Origin of the sequence: Bradyrhizobium centrosematis (assembly GCF_045571495.1) — a bacterium.
Taxonomy (GTDB): Bacteria; Pseudomonadota; Alphaproteobacteria; order Rhizobiales; family Xanthobacteraceae; genus Bradyrhizobium; species Bradyrhizobium centrosematis.
On sequence record NZ_CP120703.1, the window covers coordinates 1,103,945 to 1,119,427 of the forward strand.

At 65.5% G+C, this 15,483-nt stretch carries 12 protein-coding genes; 7 read left to right on the forward strand and 5 right to left on the reverse strand.

Annotated elements, in window-relative coordinates; translation table 11 throughout:
• Nucleotides 1–46 precede the first annotated feature (46 nt).
• On the forward strand, nucleotides 47–484 hold the full coding sequence (locus tag P6U31_RS05260; protein WP_407187191.1) for an acyl-CoA thioesterase: 438 nt from the start codon (nucleotides 47–49) through the stop codon (nucleotides 482–484).
• A gap of 7 nt (nucleotides 485–491) precedes the next feature.
• Here the strand turns inward: P6U31_RS05260 and P6U31_RS05265 are convergent, their stop codons facing one another.
• The gene (locus P6U31_RS05265; protein WP_407187192.1) at nucleotides 492–890 is read right to left on the reverse strand and encodes an MAPEG family protein; all 399 of its coding nucleotides are present in this window, start codon (nucleotides 888–890) and stop codon (nucleotides 492–494) included.
• Between the two features lie 83 nt (nucleotides 891–973).
• On the opposite strand from P6U31_RS05265, the gene hemH reads away from it, so the two are divergent.
• The 4 genes from hemH (at nucleotide 974) to P6U31_RS05285 (ending at nucleotide 4,728) form a co-directional block, all read left to right on the forward strand.
• Complete coding sequence (gene hemH, locus P6U31_RS05270; RefSeq protein ID WP_407187193.1) at nucleotides 974–2,011, forward strand: ferrochelatase; 1,038 nt, start codon at nucleotides 974–976, stop codon at nucleotides 2,009–2,011.
• Between the two features lie 10 nt (nucleotides 2,012–2,021).
• Nucleotides 2,022–2,999 carry an ABC transporter substrate-binding protein gene (locus P6U31_RS05275; RefSeq protein ID WP_407187194.1) on the forward strand — a complete coding sequence of 326 codons (978 nt, stop codon included), beginning with the start codon at nucleotides 2,022–2,024 and terminating at the stop codon, nucleotides 2,997–2,999.
• Nucleotides 3,000–3,228: 229 nt separating this feature from the next.
• Nucleotides 3,229–4,233 (forward strand): SPFH domain-containing protein, encoded by a 1,005-nt coding sequence (locus tag P6U31_RS05280; RefSeq protein WP_407187195.1) that lies wholly within the window; start codon nucleotides 3,229–3,231, stop codon nucleotides 4,231–4,233.
• 51 nt (nucleotides 4,234–4,284) lie between these two features.
• Nucleotides 4,285–4,728 carry an NfeD family protein gene (locus P6U31_RS05285; RefSeq protein ID WP_407187196.1) on the forward strand — a complete coding sequence of 148 codons (444 nt, stop codon included), beginning with the start codon at nucleotides 4,285–4,287 and terminating at the stop codon, nucleotides 4,726–4,728.
• A 117-nt stretch (nucleotides 4,729–4,845) separates the two neighbouring features.
• Here the strand turns inward: P6U31_RS05285 and P6U31_RS05290 are convergent, their stop codons facing one another.
• Nucleotides 4,846–5,181, reverse strand: a complete 336-nt coding sequence (locus P6U31_RS05290) for a winged helix-turn-helix transcriptional regulator (protein ID WP_407187197.1) — start codon at nucleotides 5,179–5,181, stop codon at nucleotides 4,846–4,848.
• A gap of 84 nt (nucleotides 5,182–5,265) precedes the next feature.
• Here P6U31_RS05290 and P6U31_RS05295 point away from each other — a divergent pair, with 84 nt between their 5' ends.
• Nucleotides 5,266–5,823, forward strand: a complete 558-nt coding sequence (locus P6U31_RS05295) for a carboxymuconolactone decarboxylase family protein (RefSeq protein ID WP_407189768.1) — start codon at nucleotides 5,266–5,268, stop codon at nucleotides 5,821–5,823.
• A 112-nt stretch (nucleotides 5,824–5,935) separates the two neighbouring features.
• On the opposite strand, the gene P6U31_RS05300 is transcribed toward P6U31_RS05295, so the two are convergent.
• Nucleotides 5,936–6,943, reverse strand: a complete 1,008-nt coding sequence (locus P6U31_RS05300; protein ID WP_407187198.1) for an SIS domain-containing protein — start codon at nucleotides 6,941–6,943, stop codon at nucleotides 5,936–5,938.
• 193 nt (nucleotides 6,944–7,136) lie between these two features.
• Here P6U31_RS05300 and P6U31_RS05305 point away from each other — a divergent pair, with 193 nt between their 5' ends.
• On the forward strand, nucleotides 7,137–8,882 hold the full coding sequence (locus P6U31_RS05305) for an outer membrane beta-barrel protein (RefSeq protein WP_407187199.1): 1,746 nt from the start codon (nucleotides 7,137–7,139) through the stop codon (nucleotides 8,880–8,882).
• Between the two features lie 126 nt (nucleotides 8,883–9,008).
• Here the strand turns inward: P6U31_RS05305 and P6U31_RS05310 are convergent, their stop codons facing one another.
• Both P6U31_RS05310 and gltB read right to left on the reverse strand, forming a co-directional pair.
• Nucleotides 9,009–10,460 carry a glutamate synthase subunit beta gene (locus P6U31_RS05310; RefSeq protein ID WP_407187200.1) on the reverse strand — a complete coding sequence of 484 codons (1,452 nt, stop codon included), beginning with the start codon at nucleotides 10,458–10,460 and terminating at the stop codon, nucleotides 9,009–9,011.
• A 155-nt stretch (nucleotides 10,461–10,615) separates the two neighbouring features.
• The gene (gltB, locus tag P6U31_RS05315; protein ID WP_407187201.1) at nucleotides 10,616–15,349 is read right to left on the reverse strand and encodes a glutamate synthase large subunit; all 4,734 of its coding nucleotides are present in this window, start codon (nucleotides 15,347–15,349) and stop codon (nucleotides 10,616–10,618) included.
• Nucleotides 15,350–15,483: the final 134 nt, after the last annotated feature.

Here is a 15,483-nt window from a genome sequence, read left to right on the forward strand (position 1 = left end):
AGGGCTCCTCGCAATGACGAGCCGGAAATTTGAGTCAGAGGATTCCATGTCGCGCGAAGAATTCTGGTTCTTTCACCCCTTCCGGGTGCGCTATTCCGAGATCGACGGCCAGGGCGTCGTCTTCAATGCGCATTACCTGACCTATTTCGACACCACCATCACCGAATATTTCCGCGCACTGGGCTATGACCAATATGCCGATGCAAAGACCACCGGCATCGACTTCCATGTCGTGAAGTCGCTGATCGAGTACAAGGCGCCGGTCCGGTTCGACTGGGAGCTCGAGGTCGGCGCTCGCGTGGCGCGGATCGGCAATTCGAGCCTCGTGTTCGAGCTCGCTATTTTCCGGAAGGGCGGCACGGATGCGCTGGTGACCGGCGAGATCGTGTGGGTCTACACCAATCAGGAAACCCATCGGCCGGTGCCGATCGCGGCATGGATCCGCGACCTCATCGCGACGCGGGAGCGTCATCTGGCGGCGTGAGGCCGCCTCACACCGGCAGGAACCGCTTCAAGGCCGGCATGAAGAAGATCCCGAGGTTGATCGCAAAGCCGACGCTCCAGAGGATCGAGCGCAGCGTCGGGCGGTTGCCGAGATAGGTCAGCACATAGGCGATCCGCACGATCAGGAACAGCGCCGCGAGCTCGTCGACGAGACGCTGCGGCGAATCCCTGAATTCGGCGAGCAGGACCGCGAAGGCGAAGAACGGGAAGGTCTCGATGCCGTTCTGGTGCGCGCCAAGCGCGCGCTGCGAGAGCGCGTCCTCATAGAAGGCAGGGTCGCGCGGCCGGGAATTGTCGAAGCGGCCAAACCCGATCCATTTGATCGAGACGATCGTAGACAGATAGAGCAGCAGCGCTCCAAAGATGCACCATTCCGCGAGTGTCATCGTCCCTCCCCCCGCTTGGGTGCGACCCTAGCGAAACCGCCCTCATCTTGACAAGTTCGGACCAACGCGCGACCCACAGGGCCATGACCAGTGTCGTTCCCATCGAGACCGCAAGACCGGCCGCCCACCCCGCCTTGCCGCGCGTTGGCGTGCTCCTGATCAATCTCGGAACGCCCGACACGGCTGATGCGCCGGGCGTGCGGGTGTACCTGAAGGAATTCCTCTCGGACGCCCGCGTCATCGAGGATCAGGGGCTGATCTGGAAGGCCGTGCTGAACGGGATCATCCTGCGCAGCCGCCCCCGCACCAAGGCGCTGGATTACCAGAAGATCTGGAACACCGAGAAGAACGAGTCGCCGCTGAAGACCATCACGCGGTCGCAAGCCGACAAGCTCGCCGCCGGGCTGTCGGACTACCGCCATGTCGTGGTGGACTGGGCCATGCGCTACGGCAATCCCTCGATCAAGTCGGGCATCGATGCGCTGATCGCGAAAGGCTGCGAGCGGATCCTCGCGGTTCCGCTCTACCCGCAATACTCCGCCTCGACCTCGGCAACCGTCTGCGACGAAGTGTTCCGCGTGCTCGCCCGCCTGCGCAACCAGCCGACGCTGCGGGTGACGCCACCTTATTATGAGGATGCGGCCTATATCGAGGCGCTCGCGACCTCGATCGAGACGCATCTGGCGGGCCTGCCGTTCGCGCCGGAGCTGATCGTGGCTTCCTTCCACGGCATGCCGAAATCCTATGTCGACAAGGGCGATCCCTATCAGACCCATTGCATCGCCACGACCGAGGCACTGCGCCGCCGGCTCGGCATGGACGAGACGAAGCTGCTGCTGACCTTCCAGTCGCGGTTCGGCAATGCCGAGTGGCTCCAGCCCTATACCGACAAGACCATGGAGCGGCTCGCCAAGGAAGGCGTGCGCCGCATCGCGGTGGTGACGCCGGGCTTTTCCGCCGACTGCCTGGAGACGCTGGAGGAGATCGCGCAGGAGAACGCGGAGATCTTCAAGCACAATGGCGGCGAAGAGTTTTCCGCGATCCCCTGCCTCAACGATAGCGAGCCCGGAATGGACGTGATCCGGACCCTGGTGCAGCGCGAGCTCCAGGGTTGGATCTGATGGGCATCCCATGAACCGCCGCCGGTGCCTGGCGCTTCTTGGGATGCTCGCGGCGCTGCCGGCTCCGGCCCTGGCGCAGCAGCCGAACGCGACACGGCGGCTCGGTGTGCTCTCGGTCACGGCCGCCGATGATGCGATCGGCCAGGCGCGCAGCACGGTCTTGGTGGAAGCGCTCTTAGGCCATGGCTGGAAGGAGCGGGACAATCTCAAGGTCGATTGGCGCAGCGGAGGCGGCGACCGCGCCCGCATCGCGCAGCTCGCCGAGGAGCTGATCGCGCTCAAGCCCGACATCCTGCTTGCGGTCGGCACGCCCTCGGTCGAAGAGCTGCGCCGGCGCACCACGACGATCCCGATCGTGTTCGCCGTCGTCACCGATCCGGTCAGCCAGGGCTTCGTCGAGAACCTCGCGCATCCCGGCGGCAACCTCACCGGCTTCACCGATTACAACGGCCCCCTGGCCGGCAAATGGCTGGAGATGCTGACGCAGGTCACGCCGAAGGTGTCCCGCGTTGCCGTCGTCTACAATCCCGCCACCGCCCCGTTCGCACCCCTGATGCTGCGCACCATCGAGGACGCCGGCCGCGCGCTCCAAATGACGGTGGAGCCCGCGCCGGTGCATGACACGGCTGCGGTCGCGGCGCTGGCCTCGCGCAAGGCCGATGGGCTGCTGGTCCTGCCGGATTTCTTCACCATGGCCAACCGCGCGCAGCTTCTGGCGGCCGTTGCGGAGGCGCGCGTGCCCGCGGTGTTCTGGAGCCGCACCTTCGTCGACGAAGGTGGGCTGATGTCCTATAGCACCGACAGCGCCGAGCAGCTCCGCCGCGCTGCCGACTATATCGACCGCATCCTGAAGGGCGCGCGGCCGGCCGACCTGCCGGTGCAGAACCCCACCAAGTTCGAGCTTGCGGTCAACCTGAAGACGGCCAAGGCGCTCGGCGTCACGCTTGCCCCGGGGCTGCTTGCAATCGCGAATGAGGTCATCGAGTAGAGCTCGCCGTGACGACGCAATTGTTAACCATCGCTGCTAGGTCTGCGGCTGAACGCTTTCAAGAGCCTGTCGCAAATACATATCGCGGCCGTTCTCTTGCTGTGCGCCTTGTGTAGAATCGCGCCGATACCGACGTGAATTGCGACCGCTGAACCGGTAAGGTCGTGATCCCGACCAATGACAGCGCGGGAAAGGGCTTTTTCCGGCTTCTGCCCGCCTTGGAGGAGCTATGAGCGGTTTCGACATTTTCGCGATTGTCCTGGTGTTGCTTGTCATCGTCACGCTGGTGGCCGGCGTGAAAACGGTGCCGCAGGGCTATGACTGGACCATCGAGCGATTCGGCAAATACACCCAGACGCTCAGCCCCGGGCTCAATCTGATCGTGCCCTATTTCGATCGCGTCGGACGCAAGATCAACATGATGGAGCAGGTGATCGACATTCCCGAGCAGGAGGTGATCACCAAGGACAACGCCACGGTGACGGTCGACGGCGTCGCCTTCTTCCAGGTGTTCGATGCCGCGAAGGCGAGCTACGAGGTCGCCAACCTCACCCAGGCGATCACGGTTCTTACCATGACCAACATCCGCTCGGTGATGGGCTCGATGGATCTCGACCAGGTGCTGTCGCATCGCGACGAGATCAACGAACGCCTGCTGCGCGTCGTGGACGCCGCGGTGTCGCCCTGGGGCGTCAAGGTCAACCGCATCGAGATCAAGGACATCGTGCCGCCGGCTGATCTCGTCGAAGCCATGGGCCGGCAGATGAAGGCCGAGCGCGTCAAGCGCGCCGACATTCTCGCCGCCGAAGGCCAGCGCCAGTCCGAGATCCTGCGCGCCGAAGGCGCCAAGCAGGGCCAGATCCTGCAGGCCGAAGGCCGCCGCGAAGCTGCCTTCCGCGATGCCGAGGCGCGCGAGCGCTTGGCCGAAGCCGAGGCCAAGGCGACGCAGGCAGTCTCGGAAGCCATCTCCAAGGGCGACGTCGCCGCGTTGAACTATTTTATCGCCGACAAATATATCAAGGCGTTCGGCCAGTTCGCCGACGCGCCGAACCAGAAGATCATCATGCTGCCGGTGGAAGCCGTGAGCATGCTGGGCTCGCTCGCCGGCATCGGCGAGATCGCCAAGGCAACGTTCGGCGAGAGCGCGGCGTCCGCAGCGGCTGCCGCCCGTCGCACCGGCTCGGTGCCGCCGACCGGCAGCACGCCGCCGGTGGTGCCGCCGCGGCAGGGTTAGTCACCCGCGCATGGCCCCGACAGGGGCGTGCGCATGATAGAAGGTCGTGTCATGACCGACATGTTCGTATCGCTCGGCACCTGGAACTGGCTGATCTTCGGCTTCATCCTGATGGCGCTGGAGGTGCTGGCGCCGGGTGTCTTCCTGTTCTGGCTCGGGTTGGCTGCCCTGCTCGTCGGCCTGATCTCGTTCGCGGTCCTCATATCGTGGCAGATCCAGCTCGTAATGTTCGCGCTGTTCGCCGCCGCCGCCGTGCCGGTGTGGCGCCGCCTTGCCCGGCCGAAGCCGGACGCAAACGCCAGTCCTTTCCTCAACAAGCGCACCGAGGCCTTGCTCGGCCGCGAGTTCACGCTGGAGAAGCCGATCATCGACGGCAGCGGCACCGTGCGCATCGGCGATACGGTCTGGCGCGTCGCGGGCCCTGACACGCCGGCCGGAACGCGGGTGAAGGTGGTGCAGGTGGACGGCGCCAATCTGACGGTGGCAGCGGCTTAAGCGCTGTCATTGCGAGGAGCCCTTGCGACGAAGCAATCCAGAATTTCTCCGCGGAAGGATTCTGGATTGCTTCGCTTCGCTCGCAATGACGAGTTTGTTGAGGTGGCATTGCCGAGTTCAGGCGCCGCCCTTGCCGCGCCACCGCTCCGCAAATCGGTGTAGTGGCATCACCATCGCGCACAATTCCCGCCCGAGCGGCGTCAGTCCATAGCCACCGCCGTCGCCAAGCTCGACGAACCCCGCTTCGCGCAGCTCGGTCAGCCGCGCCTGCAGCACCGTCGGCGAGGCCTCGTCGCAGGCCGTACGGAGCGCGCGCGAGGTCAGGGGCTCATCGCGCAATTCCCATAATATCCGCAATGCCCAGCGCCGGCCGAGCAGGTCCAGCAGCGCCATGATCGGCCGCCCGGTCCGCGAGCCGCGCACGCGGCGTTCCGATGTTGCCTGTTTCGCCATGTCGGGCCCCTTGCGTTACGCTACAGATAATGTAGCTGTATGCTACGATAAATGTAGCAACGGAAGCCGCCCATGTCTTCTGCCATGTCCCAGGCCACGCCGCGCCTTGCGCCGCTTACCCCGCCTTATCCACCGGAGATCCAGCAGCAATTCGACCGCATCATGCGCGGCGCGCCGCCGCTGATGCTGTTCCGGGTGATGGCGGGGCACGCCCGCGCCTGGGACAAGTTCCGCGCCGGCGGCTTGCTCGATCCCGGACCGCTGTCGCTCCGCCAGCGCGAGATTGTCATCGACCGCACCTGCGCGCTCAATCGTTGCGAATATGAGTGGGGCGTGCATGTCGCTGTCTTCGCCGGGCCGGCAAAGCTCACCGCGGAGGAGGTGCGGGCTACGGTGCAGGGCGATGCAACGTCGTCGTGCTGGTCACCGGGCGAGCAGGCGCTGATCGCGGCGGTCGACGCGCTGCATGCCCGCGCGACGTTCACCGACGAGGAATTCGCGGCGCTGTCGGTGCATTACGACGAGGCGCAGATCCTGGAGATCATGCTGCTGTGCGGCTTCTACCGCACGGTGTCGTATCTGGCGAACGGGCTGCGGCTGCCGCTGGAGGAGAAAGCGGCGCGGTTTCCGGCCGCACGCTGACCGCCGTCATTGCGAGGAGCCCCTTGCGACGAAGCAATCCAGATTGTCGCCGTTGTGGCGGCCTGGGTTGCTTCGCTACGTTCGCAATGACGAGTGAAGAGGGGCGCGTGCCTTAAGCCACGCCCGCGCGCAGCAGATCGTGCAGATGCACGATGCCGACCACCTTGCCCGCCTCGGTGACGACCAGCGTCGTGATCTTGCGGGTGTTCAGCACCTCGATCATTTCGGTGGCGAGCATCGAGGGCGGCACCGTCTTCGGCTGCCTGGTCATGATCTCGTCGACCGACGCGGTCAGCAGGTCTGGGCGCATGTGGCGGCGCAGATCGCCATCGGTGATGATGCCCACGGCCTCGCCCGCATCGTTGACGATGCAGACACAGCCGAGGCCCTTCGCCGACATCTCGACCACGGCCTCCGACATCGCGGTGCCCTCAGGCTTGAGGGGGATTTCCGCGCCCGTGCGCATATAGTCGCGGACGAATTTCAGCATTGCGCCCAGCTTGCCGCCGGGGTGGAAATGGGCGAACTCGAGCGCGGTGAAGCCGCGGCCTTCGAGCAGCGCGATCGCGAGCGCGTCGCCGATCGCGGCCTGCATCAGCGTCGAGGTGGTCGGCGCCAGATTGTGCGGGCAAGCCTCGCGCGCTTTCGGCAGCTCGATCACGATATCGGCGGCCTGGCCGAGCGAGGAGGCCGCGTTCGACGTGATGGCGATCATGGGAATGGCGAAGCGCGCCGAATAGTTCACGAGGTTGTTCATCTCCGGCTGCTCGCCGGACCAGGACAGCGCCATGATGACGTCGTCGGTGGTGATCATGCCGAGGTCGCCATGGCCGGCTTCGGCGGCGTGCACGAAGAAGGCGGGCGTGCCGGTCGAGGCCAGCGTCGCGGCGATCTTGCGCCCCATATGGCCTGATTTGCCGAGCCCGGTGACGATGACGCGGCCCTTGGCGCTGCGGATCAGGTCGACCGCTTTGGCAAATGTCTCGCCGAGCGGCCCGCGCAGCGCGGCTGCGAGCGCGTTGATGCCGCCGCTCTCCGTCTCCAGGGTGCGGAGCGCGGATTCGACGCTGTCGGGGATGGGGCCGGATGATGCGGTCATCAGCGGTTTCGAGCTCGGCATGGTCTGGTCCAGGGAGGAGGGGGCGTTCGCCCGGTCGGTGCCTCCTTAGCATGCCGCAGGCGTGGAGGCGACGAGGGCACCAAGTCCCTCAACGCCTCATTAACCATAATTGTTTTAACTCCATTAACGATGGTTCCCGCCAGCCGGTGGACGCCATCTTGAAAGTGTTTGATTTCGTTGGGGTTATTCCATCGTGGGGTCGTCTCCAGGCACCGGCCGGAGCAAACGCGCGCAAGTCCTGCGCGCGGCTTTGCCGTGCCTTGCGCTGACGGTCCTCGGAAGCGCCCCCGTGGCCGCCCAGAGCCTCACGCCCAATCTGTTCAATCCCAACCGCGGCGGCTTCGCCTCGCCCGACACGCTGCCGACGCGCCGCACGGCGGGCGTGCCGCAGGCGCCGTCGGATGCGTTGCCGGCGCTGCCCGATCCCAGTGCCGATCCGCGCAAGGCCCGCGAGAGGCCGGTGGCCTCGCGAGTCGGTCAGGTCCCGACCTACGGATTGCCTGCCGCCACCGGCGCGAGCAGCTCCGGCTACGACGCGCTCAACCGCAAGCGACAGCAGCCCAAGCTCTATCCCGGCCAGCCGAAGCCCAAGCGCGCGGCCGGGCCCGGCTCGCCAGTGCCGACGACACCGCCGCCGCCGACCGCGCTCGGCCCCCCCAGAATCGCGCCGCCACCATCTGCGTCCGCGAACAGGGCGCCGGTGCCTGCGGCGATGGCGGGCACCGTGCCCGGCCAGCCGCTACGCCGCCGCCTCAAGGCGGATGAGGATCCGTTCGGCGCCGTCGGCGACTATGCCGGCAGCTTCCTGATCAAGGGCGGGCTCGAGCTCTCGACCGGCTACGACACCAACCCGACGCGTCTCAACAAGCCGGTCGGCTCGCCGGCCTACGTCGTTGCTCCGGATCTTCTGGTGATGTCGGACTGGGAGCGCCACGCGCTGGTCGCCGACCTGCGCGGCTCGTTCTCCGGCTACACCAACAACATGCCGGCGACGGTCGACGGTTTAGCCTCGCCTTCGCCGGTCGAGGCCAATCGCCCCGACTTCACCGGCCATGTCGACGGGCGCCTCGACGTCGACCGCGACCTCAAGCTGACCTCGCAGCTGCGCCTGCGCCTCGCCACCGACAATCCCGGCAGCCCGAACGTGCAGGCCGGCCTGCAGAAATATCCCGTGTACGCCGCCTACGGCACGACGGTCGGCTTCGATCAGACCTTCAATCGTTTCCAGGTCGCCGCCGGCGCCACCGTCGATCGCACCGCCTACACCGATTCAAAGCTCACCGACGGCTCGACCTTCAGCAACAATGACCGCGATTTCAATCAGTATGGCGGCGTGGGACGTTTCTCCTACGATCTCAAGCCGGGCCTGAAGCCGTTCGTCGAGATCCAGGGCGACACCCGCGTGCACGACCAGGCGGCCGACCGCAACGGCTATTTCCGCGACTCAAATGGTGGCTACGCCAAGATCGGCTCGTCCTTCGAATTCTCGCGCATCCTCACCGGCGAGATCTCGGTCGGCTATTCCGCGCGCAACTACACCGACCCGCGTCTCAGCCAGCTCGCAGGGTTTCTGACCACGGGCTCGCTGATCTGGAATGCGAGCGGCCTCACCACGGTGAAATTCTTCACCGACACGCAGATCGCCGAGACCACCATCCCCGGCTCCTCCGGCGTGCTGGTGCGCACCTACTCGGCCGAGGTCGACCACGACTTCCGCCGCTGGCTCACCGCCGTCGGCAAGTTCACCTACGGCACGCTCGACTACCAGGGCCAGAACCGTAACGACAAGACCTACTCGTTCGAGAGCAACTTGATCTACAAGCTCAACCGCAACATCTGGGTCAAGGGCACGCTGCGCCACGACATCCTGGATTCCAACCAGGCCGGGGCGAGCTCGCAAGGGACGGTGGTATTGGTGGGCGTGAGGTTGCAGAACTAAACGATGCGGCGAGTGCGCGTAGATTGACGCGCTACCCTTGCCGCTTGCTCCGCTGTCATGCCCCGGCTTGACGGGGCATCCAGTACGCCGCTGCTTATCCGCATCAAACCGTAGCGGAGCGATAGACTACCGCGGCAGATCCGTCTTCCCCATCAGGAACGTATCGATCGACCGGGCGCACAGCCGGCCCTCGCGAATGGCCCACACCACCAGCGATTGGCCGCGGCGCATGTCGCCGGCGGAGAACACGTTGGGGCGCGAGGTCTGGTAGTCCAGCGTGTTGGCCTTGACGTTGCCGCGCGGGTCGAGGTCGACGGCAAGCAGCTTCAAGAGGCCTTCGTGCACTGGGTGGACGAAGCCCATCGCGAGCAGGACGAGCTCGGCATCGAGCTCGAACTCGGTGCCGGCAATCGGCTTGAACTTGTCGTCGACACGGACGCAGTGCAGCTTCTTGACCTTTCCGTTCTCTCCCGAGAACTTCTGGGTCAGCACGGCGTATTCGCGCACCGCGCCTTCGGCTTGGCTGGAGGAGGTCCGCATCTTCAGCGGCCAGTTCGGCCAGGTCAGGCCCTTGTTCTCGCGCTCGGGCGGGGCGGGCATGATCTCGAGCTGAGTGACCGACAGCGCGCCCTGGCGCAGCGAGGTGCCGATGCAGTCGCTTCCGGTGTCGCCGCCGCCGATGACGACGACGTGCTTGCCGCCGGCCAAAATCTCCTGGACGCCGCCGAGCGGCTCCTCGGAGACGCGGCGGTTCTGCTGAGGCAGGAAGTCCATGGCGTAGTGGATGCCGGCGAGCTCGCGGCCGGGGATCGGCAGGTCGCGCGGGGCTTCCGCGCCGCCGGTCAGCGCCACCGCATCGTACTCGTTGAGCATCTCGCGCGGATCGACATTGCCGTCAGCGCCGACATGGCTGTTGTAGTGGAAGGTGACACCTTCGGCTTCCATCTGCGCGACGCGGCGGTCGATGACGCCCTTCTCCATCTTGAAGTCGGGGATGCCGTAGCGCAGCAGGCCGCCGGCCTTGGCGTACTTCTCGTAGACGTGGACGTCGTGGCCGGCGCGGGCGAGCTGCTGCGCGCAGGCCATGCCGGCCGGACCCGAGCCGATCACGGCGACCTTCTTGCCGGACTTATGCGCGGCGACTTCAGGCTTGAGCCAGCCATTGTCCCAGGCGCGGTCGACGATCGCGCATTCGATGGTCTTGATGGTGACGGGATTGTCGTCGATGTTGAGTGTGCACGATGCTTCGCATGGCGCGGGGCAGATGCGCCCGGTGAACTCCGGGAAGTTGTTGGTCGAGTGCAGGTTGCGCGAGGCCTCTTCCCAATTGCCCTGATAGACGAGGTCGTTCCAGTCGGGAATTTGGTTGTTGACCGGGCAGCCGGGCGTGCCGGGCGCGACCGACCCGGTGCCGTGGCAATAGGGAATGCCGCAGTTCATGCAGCGCGCGGCTTGGTCGCGCACCTCCCTCTCGGAGAGGGGAACGACGAATTCCTTGTAATGCTTCACACGCTCGGCGACCGGGGTGTACTTGCGGTCATGCCGTTCGATTTCCAGAAAACCCGTGATCTTGCCCATTAAACCCGAAGTCCCTGCCGCTTAATTCGTTTGTTGTCTCACTCCTCATCCTGAGGAGCGGCGCGCTCTTGGCGCCGCGTCTCGAAGGACAGAGGCCCAGATGGTGACCTCATGGTTCGAGACGCGCTTCGCGCTCCTCACCATGAGGGCTTTTATTACGCCCCGATCGCGATTTTCGGCTCGGCGTCCGCATTGGCGGCCATCTCACGCAGCGCGCGCCGGTACTCGACCGGCATCACCTTGCGGAATTTGGGCAGCCAGTCTTTCCAATTGGCGAGGATGTCGGCGGCGCGCTTGGAGCCGGTGGCTTTCGCGTGGCGCGAGATCAGGACGTGCAGCCGCTCGACGTCGGAGGCGAGCAGATTCTTGAACACGTCGACCCGGCCATGCGCCTCGAGGTCACCGGCGTGGTGATAGGTACCGGCGTTGATCAGCTCTTCCGAAAGCACCGGCTCGAGCTCGACCATGCTGAGATTGCACAGCCGGTCGAAGTCGCCGGCCTCGTCCAGCACATAGGCGATGCCGCCGGACATGCCGGCCGCGAAGTTGCGCCCGGTCTTGCCGAGCACGACAACGATACCGCCGGTCATGTATTCGCAGCAATGATCGCCTGCGCCCTCGACCACGGCGACCGCGCCCGAGTTACGCACGGCGAAACGTTCGCCGGCGATGCCGCGGAAATAGCACTCACCCTCGATCGCGCCGTACATCACGGTGTTGCCGACGATGATGCTCTCTTCCGGCACGATGGCGGAGTTCTTCGGCGGCTTGACGATGATCTTGCCGCCCGAGAGGCCCTTGCCGACATAGTCGTTGGCTTCACCTTCGAGCTCGAAGGTGACGCCGTGGGCGAGCCAGGCGCCGAAGGCCTGACCCGCGGTGCCCTTGAGGCTGACATGGATGGTATCGTGCGGCAGGCCGGCATGGCCGTAGATCTTGGCGACCGCGCCGGACAGCATAGCGCCCGCAGAGCGGTTGGTGCTGTTGATGGCGGCCTCGATCTTCACCGGCGCCCCGCGGTCGAGCGCCGCTTGGGCCTTCTCGATCAGCGTGCGATCGAGCACAGCCTCCAGATGATGGTTCTGGCGCTCGGAGTGATAGATCTTCTGGCCCTTCTCTTCCTTCTGCTTGACGAACAGCTTGGAGAAGTCGAGGCCCTTGGCCTTCCAGTGCGCGACCAGCTTGGTCTGGTCGAGCAGCTGCACCTGGCCGACCATCTCGTTGAAGGTGCGGAAGCCGAGGCTCGCCATGATTTCGCGGACTTCCTCGGCGACGAAGAAGAAGTAGTTGATCACGTGCTCGGGCTGGCCGGTGAAGCGCTTGCGCAGCACCGGATCCTGGGTGGCGACGCCGACCGGGCAGGTGTTGAGGTGGCACTTGCGCATCATGATGCAGCCGGCCGCGATCAACGGCGCGGTGGCAAAGCCGAACTCGTCGGCGCCGAGCAGCGCGCCGATCACGACGTCGCGGCCGGTGCGGAAGCCGCCGTCGACCTGGACCACGATGCGGCTGCGCAGCCGCTCGCGCACCAGGGTCTGGTGGGTCTCGGCGAGGCCGATCTCCCATGGCGAGCCAGCGTGCTTGATCGAAGTCAGCGGCGAAGCGCCGGTGCCGCCCTCGAAGCCCGCGATGGTGACATGGTCGGCGCGCGCCTTGGCGACGCCCGCGGCGACCGTGCCGACGCCGATCTCGGAGACCAGCTTGACGGACACGTCGCCCGTCGGGTTGACGTTCTTGAGGTCGTAGATGAGCTGCGCCAGATCCTCGATCGAGTAGATGTCGTGATGCGGCGGCGGCGAGATCAGGCCGACGCCCGGCGTCGAGTGCCGGACCTTGGCGATGGTCGCGTCGACCTTGTGGCCGGGCAGCTGGCCGCCTTCGCCGGGCTTGGCCCCCTGCGCCATCTTGATCTGCATCATGTCGGAGTTGACGAGATACTCCGTGGTGACGCCGAAGCGGCCGGAGGCGACCTGCTTGATCGCCGAGCGCATGGAATCGCCGTTCGGCATCGGCTTGAAGCGGTCGGCTTCCTCACCGCCTTCACCGGTGTTCGACTTGCCGCCGATCCGGTTCATGGCGATGGCGAGCGTGGTATGCGCCTCGCGCGAGATCGAACCGAAGCTCATCGCACCGGTGGCGAAACGCTTGACGATCTCCTTGGCCGGCTCGACCTGGTCGAGCGGGATCGGCTTGCGCTTCTCCTCCTCCGCACCCTTGATCCGGAACAGGCCGCGCAGCGTCAACAGGCGCTCCGATTGCTCATTCAGGATCTTGGCGAAGGCGCGATAGCGCTCCTGCGAATTGCCGCGCGCGGCGTGCTGCAGCAGCGACACCGATTCGGCGGTCCAGGCATGGTCCTCGCCGCGGCTGCGATAGGCATATTCGCCGCCGACGTCGAGCGCGCTCTTGTAGACCTGGGCCTCGCCGAACGCGTCGGCGTGCCGGCGCACCGCCTCTTCCGCGATCTCGGCCAGGCCGACGCCTTCGACGCGGGTGTGCGTGCCGGCGAAGAACTTGGCAACGAAATCAGCCTTCAGACCGACCGCATCGAAGATCTGCGCGCCGCAATAGGACTGATAGGTCGAGATGCCCATCTTGGACATCACCTTCAAAAGGCCCTTACCGATCGACTTGATGTAGCGCTTGACGATCTCGTAGTCGTCGAGCGAGCCGGGCAGGCGGTCCTTCATCGCGATGATGGTTTCGAACGCCAGGTACGGATTGATCGCCTCGGCGCCGTAGCCGGCAAGGCAGGCGAAGTGGTGCACTTCGCGTGGCTCGCCGGATTCGACGACGAGGCCGACCGAGGTGCGCAGGCCGGTGCGGATCAGGTGATGATGCACGGCGGCGCAGGCCAAGAGCGAGGGGATCGGCACCCGGTCGGTGCCGACCATGCGGTCGGACAGGATGATGATGTTGACGCCCTCGCGCACCGCGCTTTCAGCGCGCGCGCAGAGCTCGTCCAGCACCTGGTCCATGCCGGCCGCGCCGAGACCGGCGTGGAAGGTGGTGTCCAGCGTGCGCGACTTGAAGTGGGTGTCGGCCACCTCGGAGATCGAGCGGATCTTCTCCAGGTCCGCATCGGTCAGGATCGGCTGACGCACTTCGAGACGCTTGGTCGTGGCCATGCCCTGCAGGTCGAACAGGTTCGGCCGCGGTCCGATGATGGAGACGAGGCTCATCACCAGCTCCTCGCGGATCGGGTCGATCGGCGGGTTGGTGACCTGCGCGAAGTTCTGCTTGAAATAGGTGAACAGGGGCTTGGCCTTGTCCGACAGCGCCGAGATCGGCGTGTCGTTACCCATCGAGCCCGCGGCTTCCTCGCCGGTGGCGGCCATCGGCGTCATCAGGATGTTGATGTCTTCCTGGCTGTAGCCGAACGCCTGCTGGCGATCGAGCAGCGACAGGTTGGATCGCACGCCTGTGGTCGGGACCTTCGGCAGCTCTTCCAGCACGATCTGGGTCCGCTCCAGCCATTCCTTGTAGGGATGGCTCCTGGCGAGCTCGGCCTTGATCTCGTCGTCGGGAATGAGACGACCCTGCTCGAGGTCGACCAGCAGCATCTTGCCGGGCTGCAAGCGCCACTTGGTGATGATCTGGTCCTCCGGGATCGTCAGCACGCCCATCTCGGACGCCATCACGATGCGGTCGTCCTTGGTGACGAGATAGCGCGCGGGCCTGAGGCCGTTGCGGTCGAGCGTGGCGCCGATCTGGCGACCGTCGGTGAAGGCGATCGCGGCGGGTCCGTCCCACGGCTCCATCAGCGCGGCATGATACTCGTAGAAAGCGCGGCGCTTCTCGTCCATCAGGGGATTGCCGGCCCACGCCTCCGGGATCATCATCATGACGGCGTGCGGCAGCGAGTAGCCGCCCTGCACCAGGAATTCGAGCGCGTTGTCGAAGCAGGCGGTGTCCGACTGGCCTTCATAGGAGATCGGCCAGAGCCGGTTGATGTCCTTGCCGTAGAGCTCGGAGCTCACCGAAGCCTGCCGCGCCGCCATCCAGTTGGTGTTGCCGCGCAGCGTATTGATCTCGCCGTTATGCGCGATCATGCGATAGGGATGCGCCAGCGACCAGGCCGGGAAGGTGTTGGTCGAGAAGCGCTGATGCACCAGGGCCAGCGCGCTCTCAAAGTCCTTCTCATGCAGGTCGGGATAGTACTTGCCGAGCTGGTCGGCCAGGAACATGCCCTTATAGATCACGGTGCGGCAGGACATCGAGCAGGGGTAATAGCCTGCAAGGCCGCGGTCGCGACGCTGGTAGATCGCCTGCGAGATCGACTTGCGCAGGATGTAGAGCCGGCGCTCGAATTCGTCCTCGGTCTTGGCGGTGCCGTTGCGGCCGATGAACACCTGCATGCAGGCGGGCTCGGTCGGCTTCACGGTGACGCCGAGCGAGGAATTGTCGGTCGGCACGTCGCGCCAGCCGAGCAGGGTCAGGCCCTCCTCCTTGATCTGGTCGGCGATGATGCTCTTGATGACGTTACGCCAGGCGGTGTCGCGCGGCATGAACAGCGCACCGATGGCGTATTCGCCGGGCGCCGGCAGGGTAAAACCGAGCTCACCGGCCTTGCGGCTGAAGAAGGCGTGCGGGATCTGCACCAGGATGCCGGCGCCGTCACCGGCGCGCGGGTCGGCGCCGACGGCGCCGCGATGCTCGAGATTGCAGAGGATGTTCAGCGCGTCCGAGACGATCTCATGCGACTTCTTGCCCTTGATGTTGGCAATGAAGCCGACGCCGCAAGAATCCTTCTCCAGGCTCGGATCGTACAGGCCTTCGGCTTTGGGACGCGAATTGTGCTCCTGAATCGGATCGGTCGTTTTCGAGGCGACCGTCGCCGACAGCTGTTCTGCCACGATGTTTGCGCGCTCGAATTGCGACCCGTTCATTGTTCCTGTCCTCTCCGTGCGGCAAGCTGCCTCACCGCCATCTTCGGCGCACCTTGGGTGTTCCGCGGCACCCGCCTCTGGGTCACCGCTCGTCCGCTGCGAGCCGCATTTTCTTAAATTCAGGCCAAGGCGTT

What these genes read in the sequence shown, in the direction of transcription:
- P6U31_RS05265 (WP_407187192.1), bottom strand. Translation starts at nt 890, where the DNA reads ATGACACTCGCGGAATGGTGCATCTTTGGAGCGCTGCTGCTCTATCTG.
- P6U31_RS05275 (WP_407187194.1), top strand. Translation starts at nt 2,022, where the DNA reads ATGAACCGCCGCCGGTGCCTGGCGCTTCTTGGGATGCTCGCGGCGCTG.
- gltB (WP_407187201.1), bottom strand. Translation starts at nt 15,349, where the DNA reads ATGAACGGGTCGCAATTCGAGCGCGCAAACATCGTGGCAGAACAGCTG.
- P6U31_RS05300 (WP_407187198.1), bottom strand. Translation starts at nt 6,943, where the DNA reads ATGCCGAGCTCGAAACCGCTGATGACCGCATCATCCGGCCCCATCCCC.
- P6U31_RS05295 (WP_407189768.1), top strand. Translation starts at nt 5,266, where the DNA reads ATGTCCCAGGCCACGCCGCGCCTTGCGCCGCTTACCCCGCCTTATCCA.
- P6U31_RS05260 (WP_407187191.1), top strand. Translation starts at nt 47, where the DNA reads ATGTCGCGCGAAGAATTCTGGTTCTTTCACCCCTTCCGGGTGCGCTAT.
- P6U31_RS05280 (WP_407187195.1), top strand. Translation starts at nt 3,229, where the DNA reads ATGAGCGGTTTCGACATTTTCGCGATTGTCCTGGTGTTGCTTGTCATC.
- P6U31_RS05285 (WP_407187196.1), top strand. Translation starts at nt 4,285, where the DNA reads ATGACCGACATGTTCGTATCGCTCGGCACCTGGAACTGGCTGATCTTC.
- P6U31_RS05310 (WP_407187200.1), bottom strand. Translation starts at nt 10,460, where the DNA reads ATGGGCAAGATCACGGGTTTTCTGGAAATCGAACGGCATGACCGCAAG.
- hemH (WP_407187193.1), top strand. Translation starts at nt 974, where the DNA reads ATGACCAGTGTCGTTCCCATCGAGACCGCAAGACCGGCCGCCCACCCC.
- P6U31_RS05290 (WP_407187197.1), bottom strand. Translation starts at nt 5,181, where the DNA reads ATGGCGAAACAGGCAACATCGGAACGCCGCGTGCGCGGCTCGCGGACC.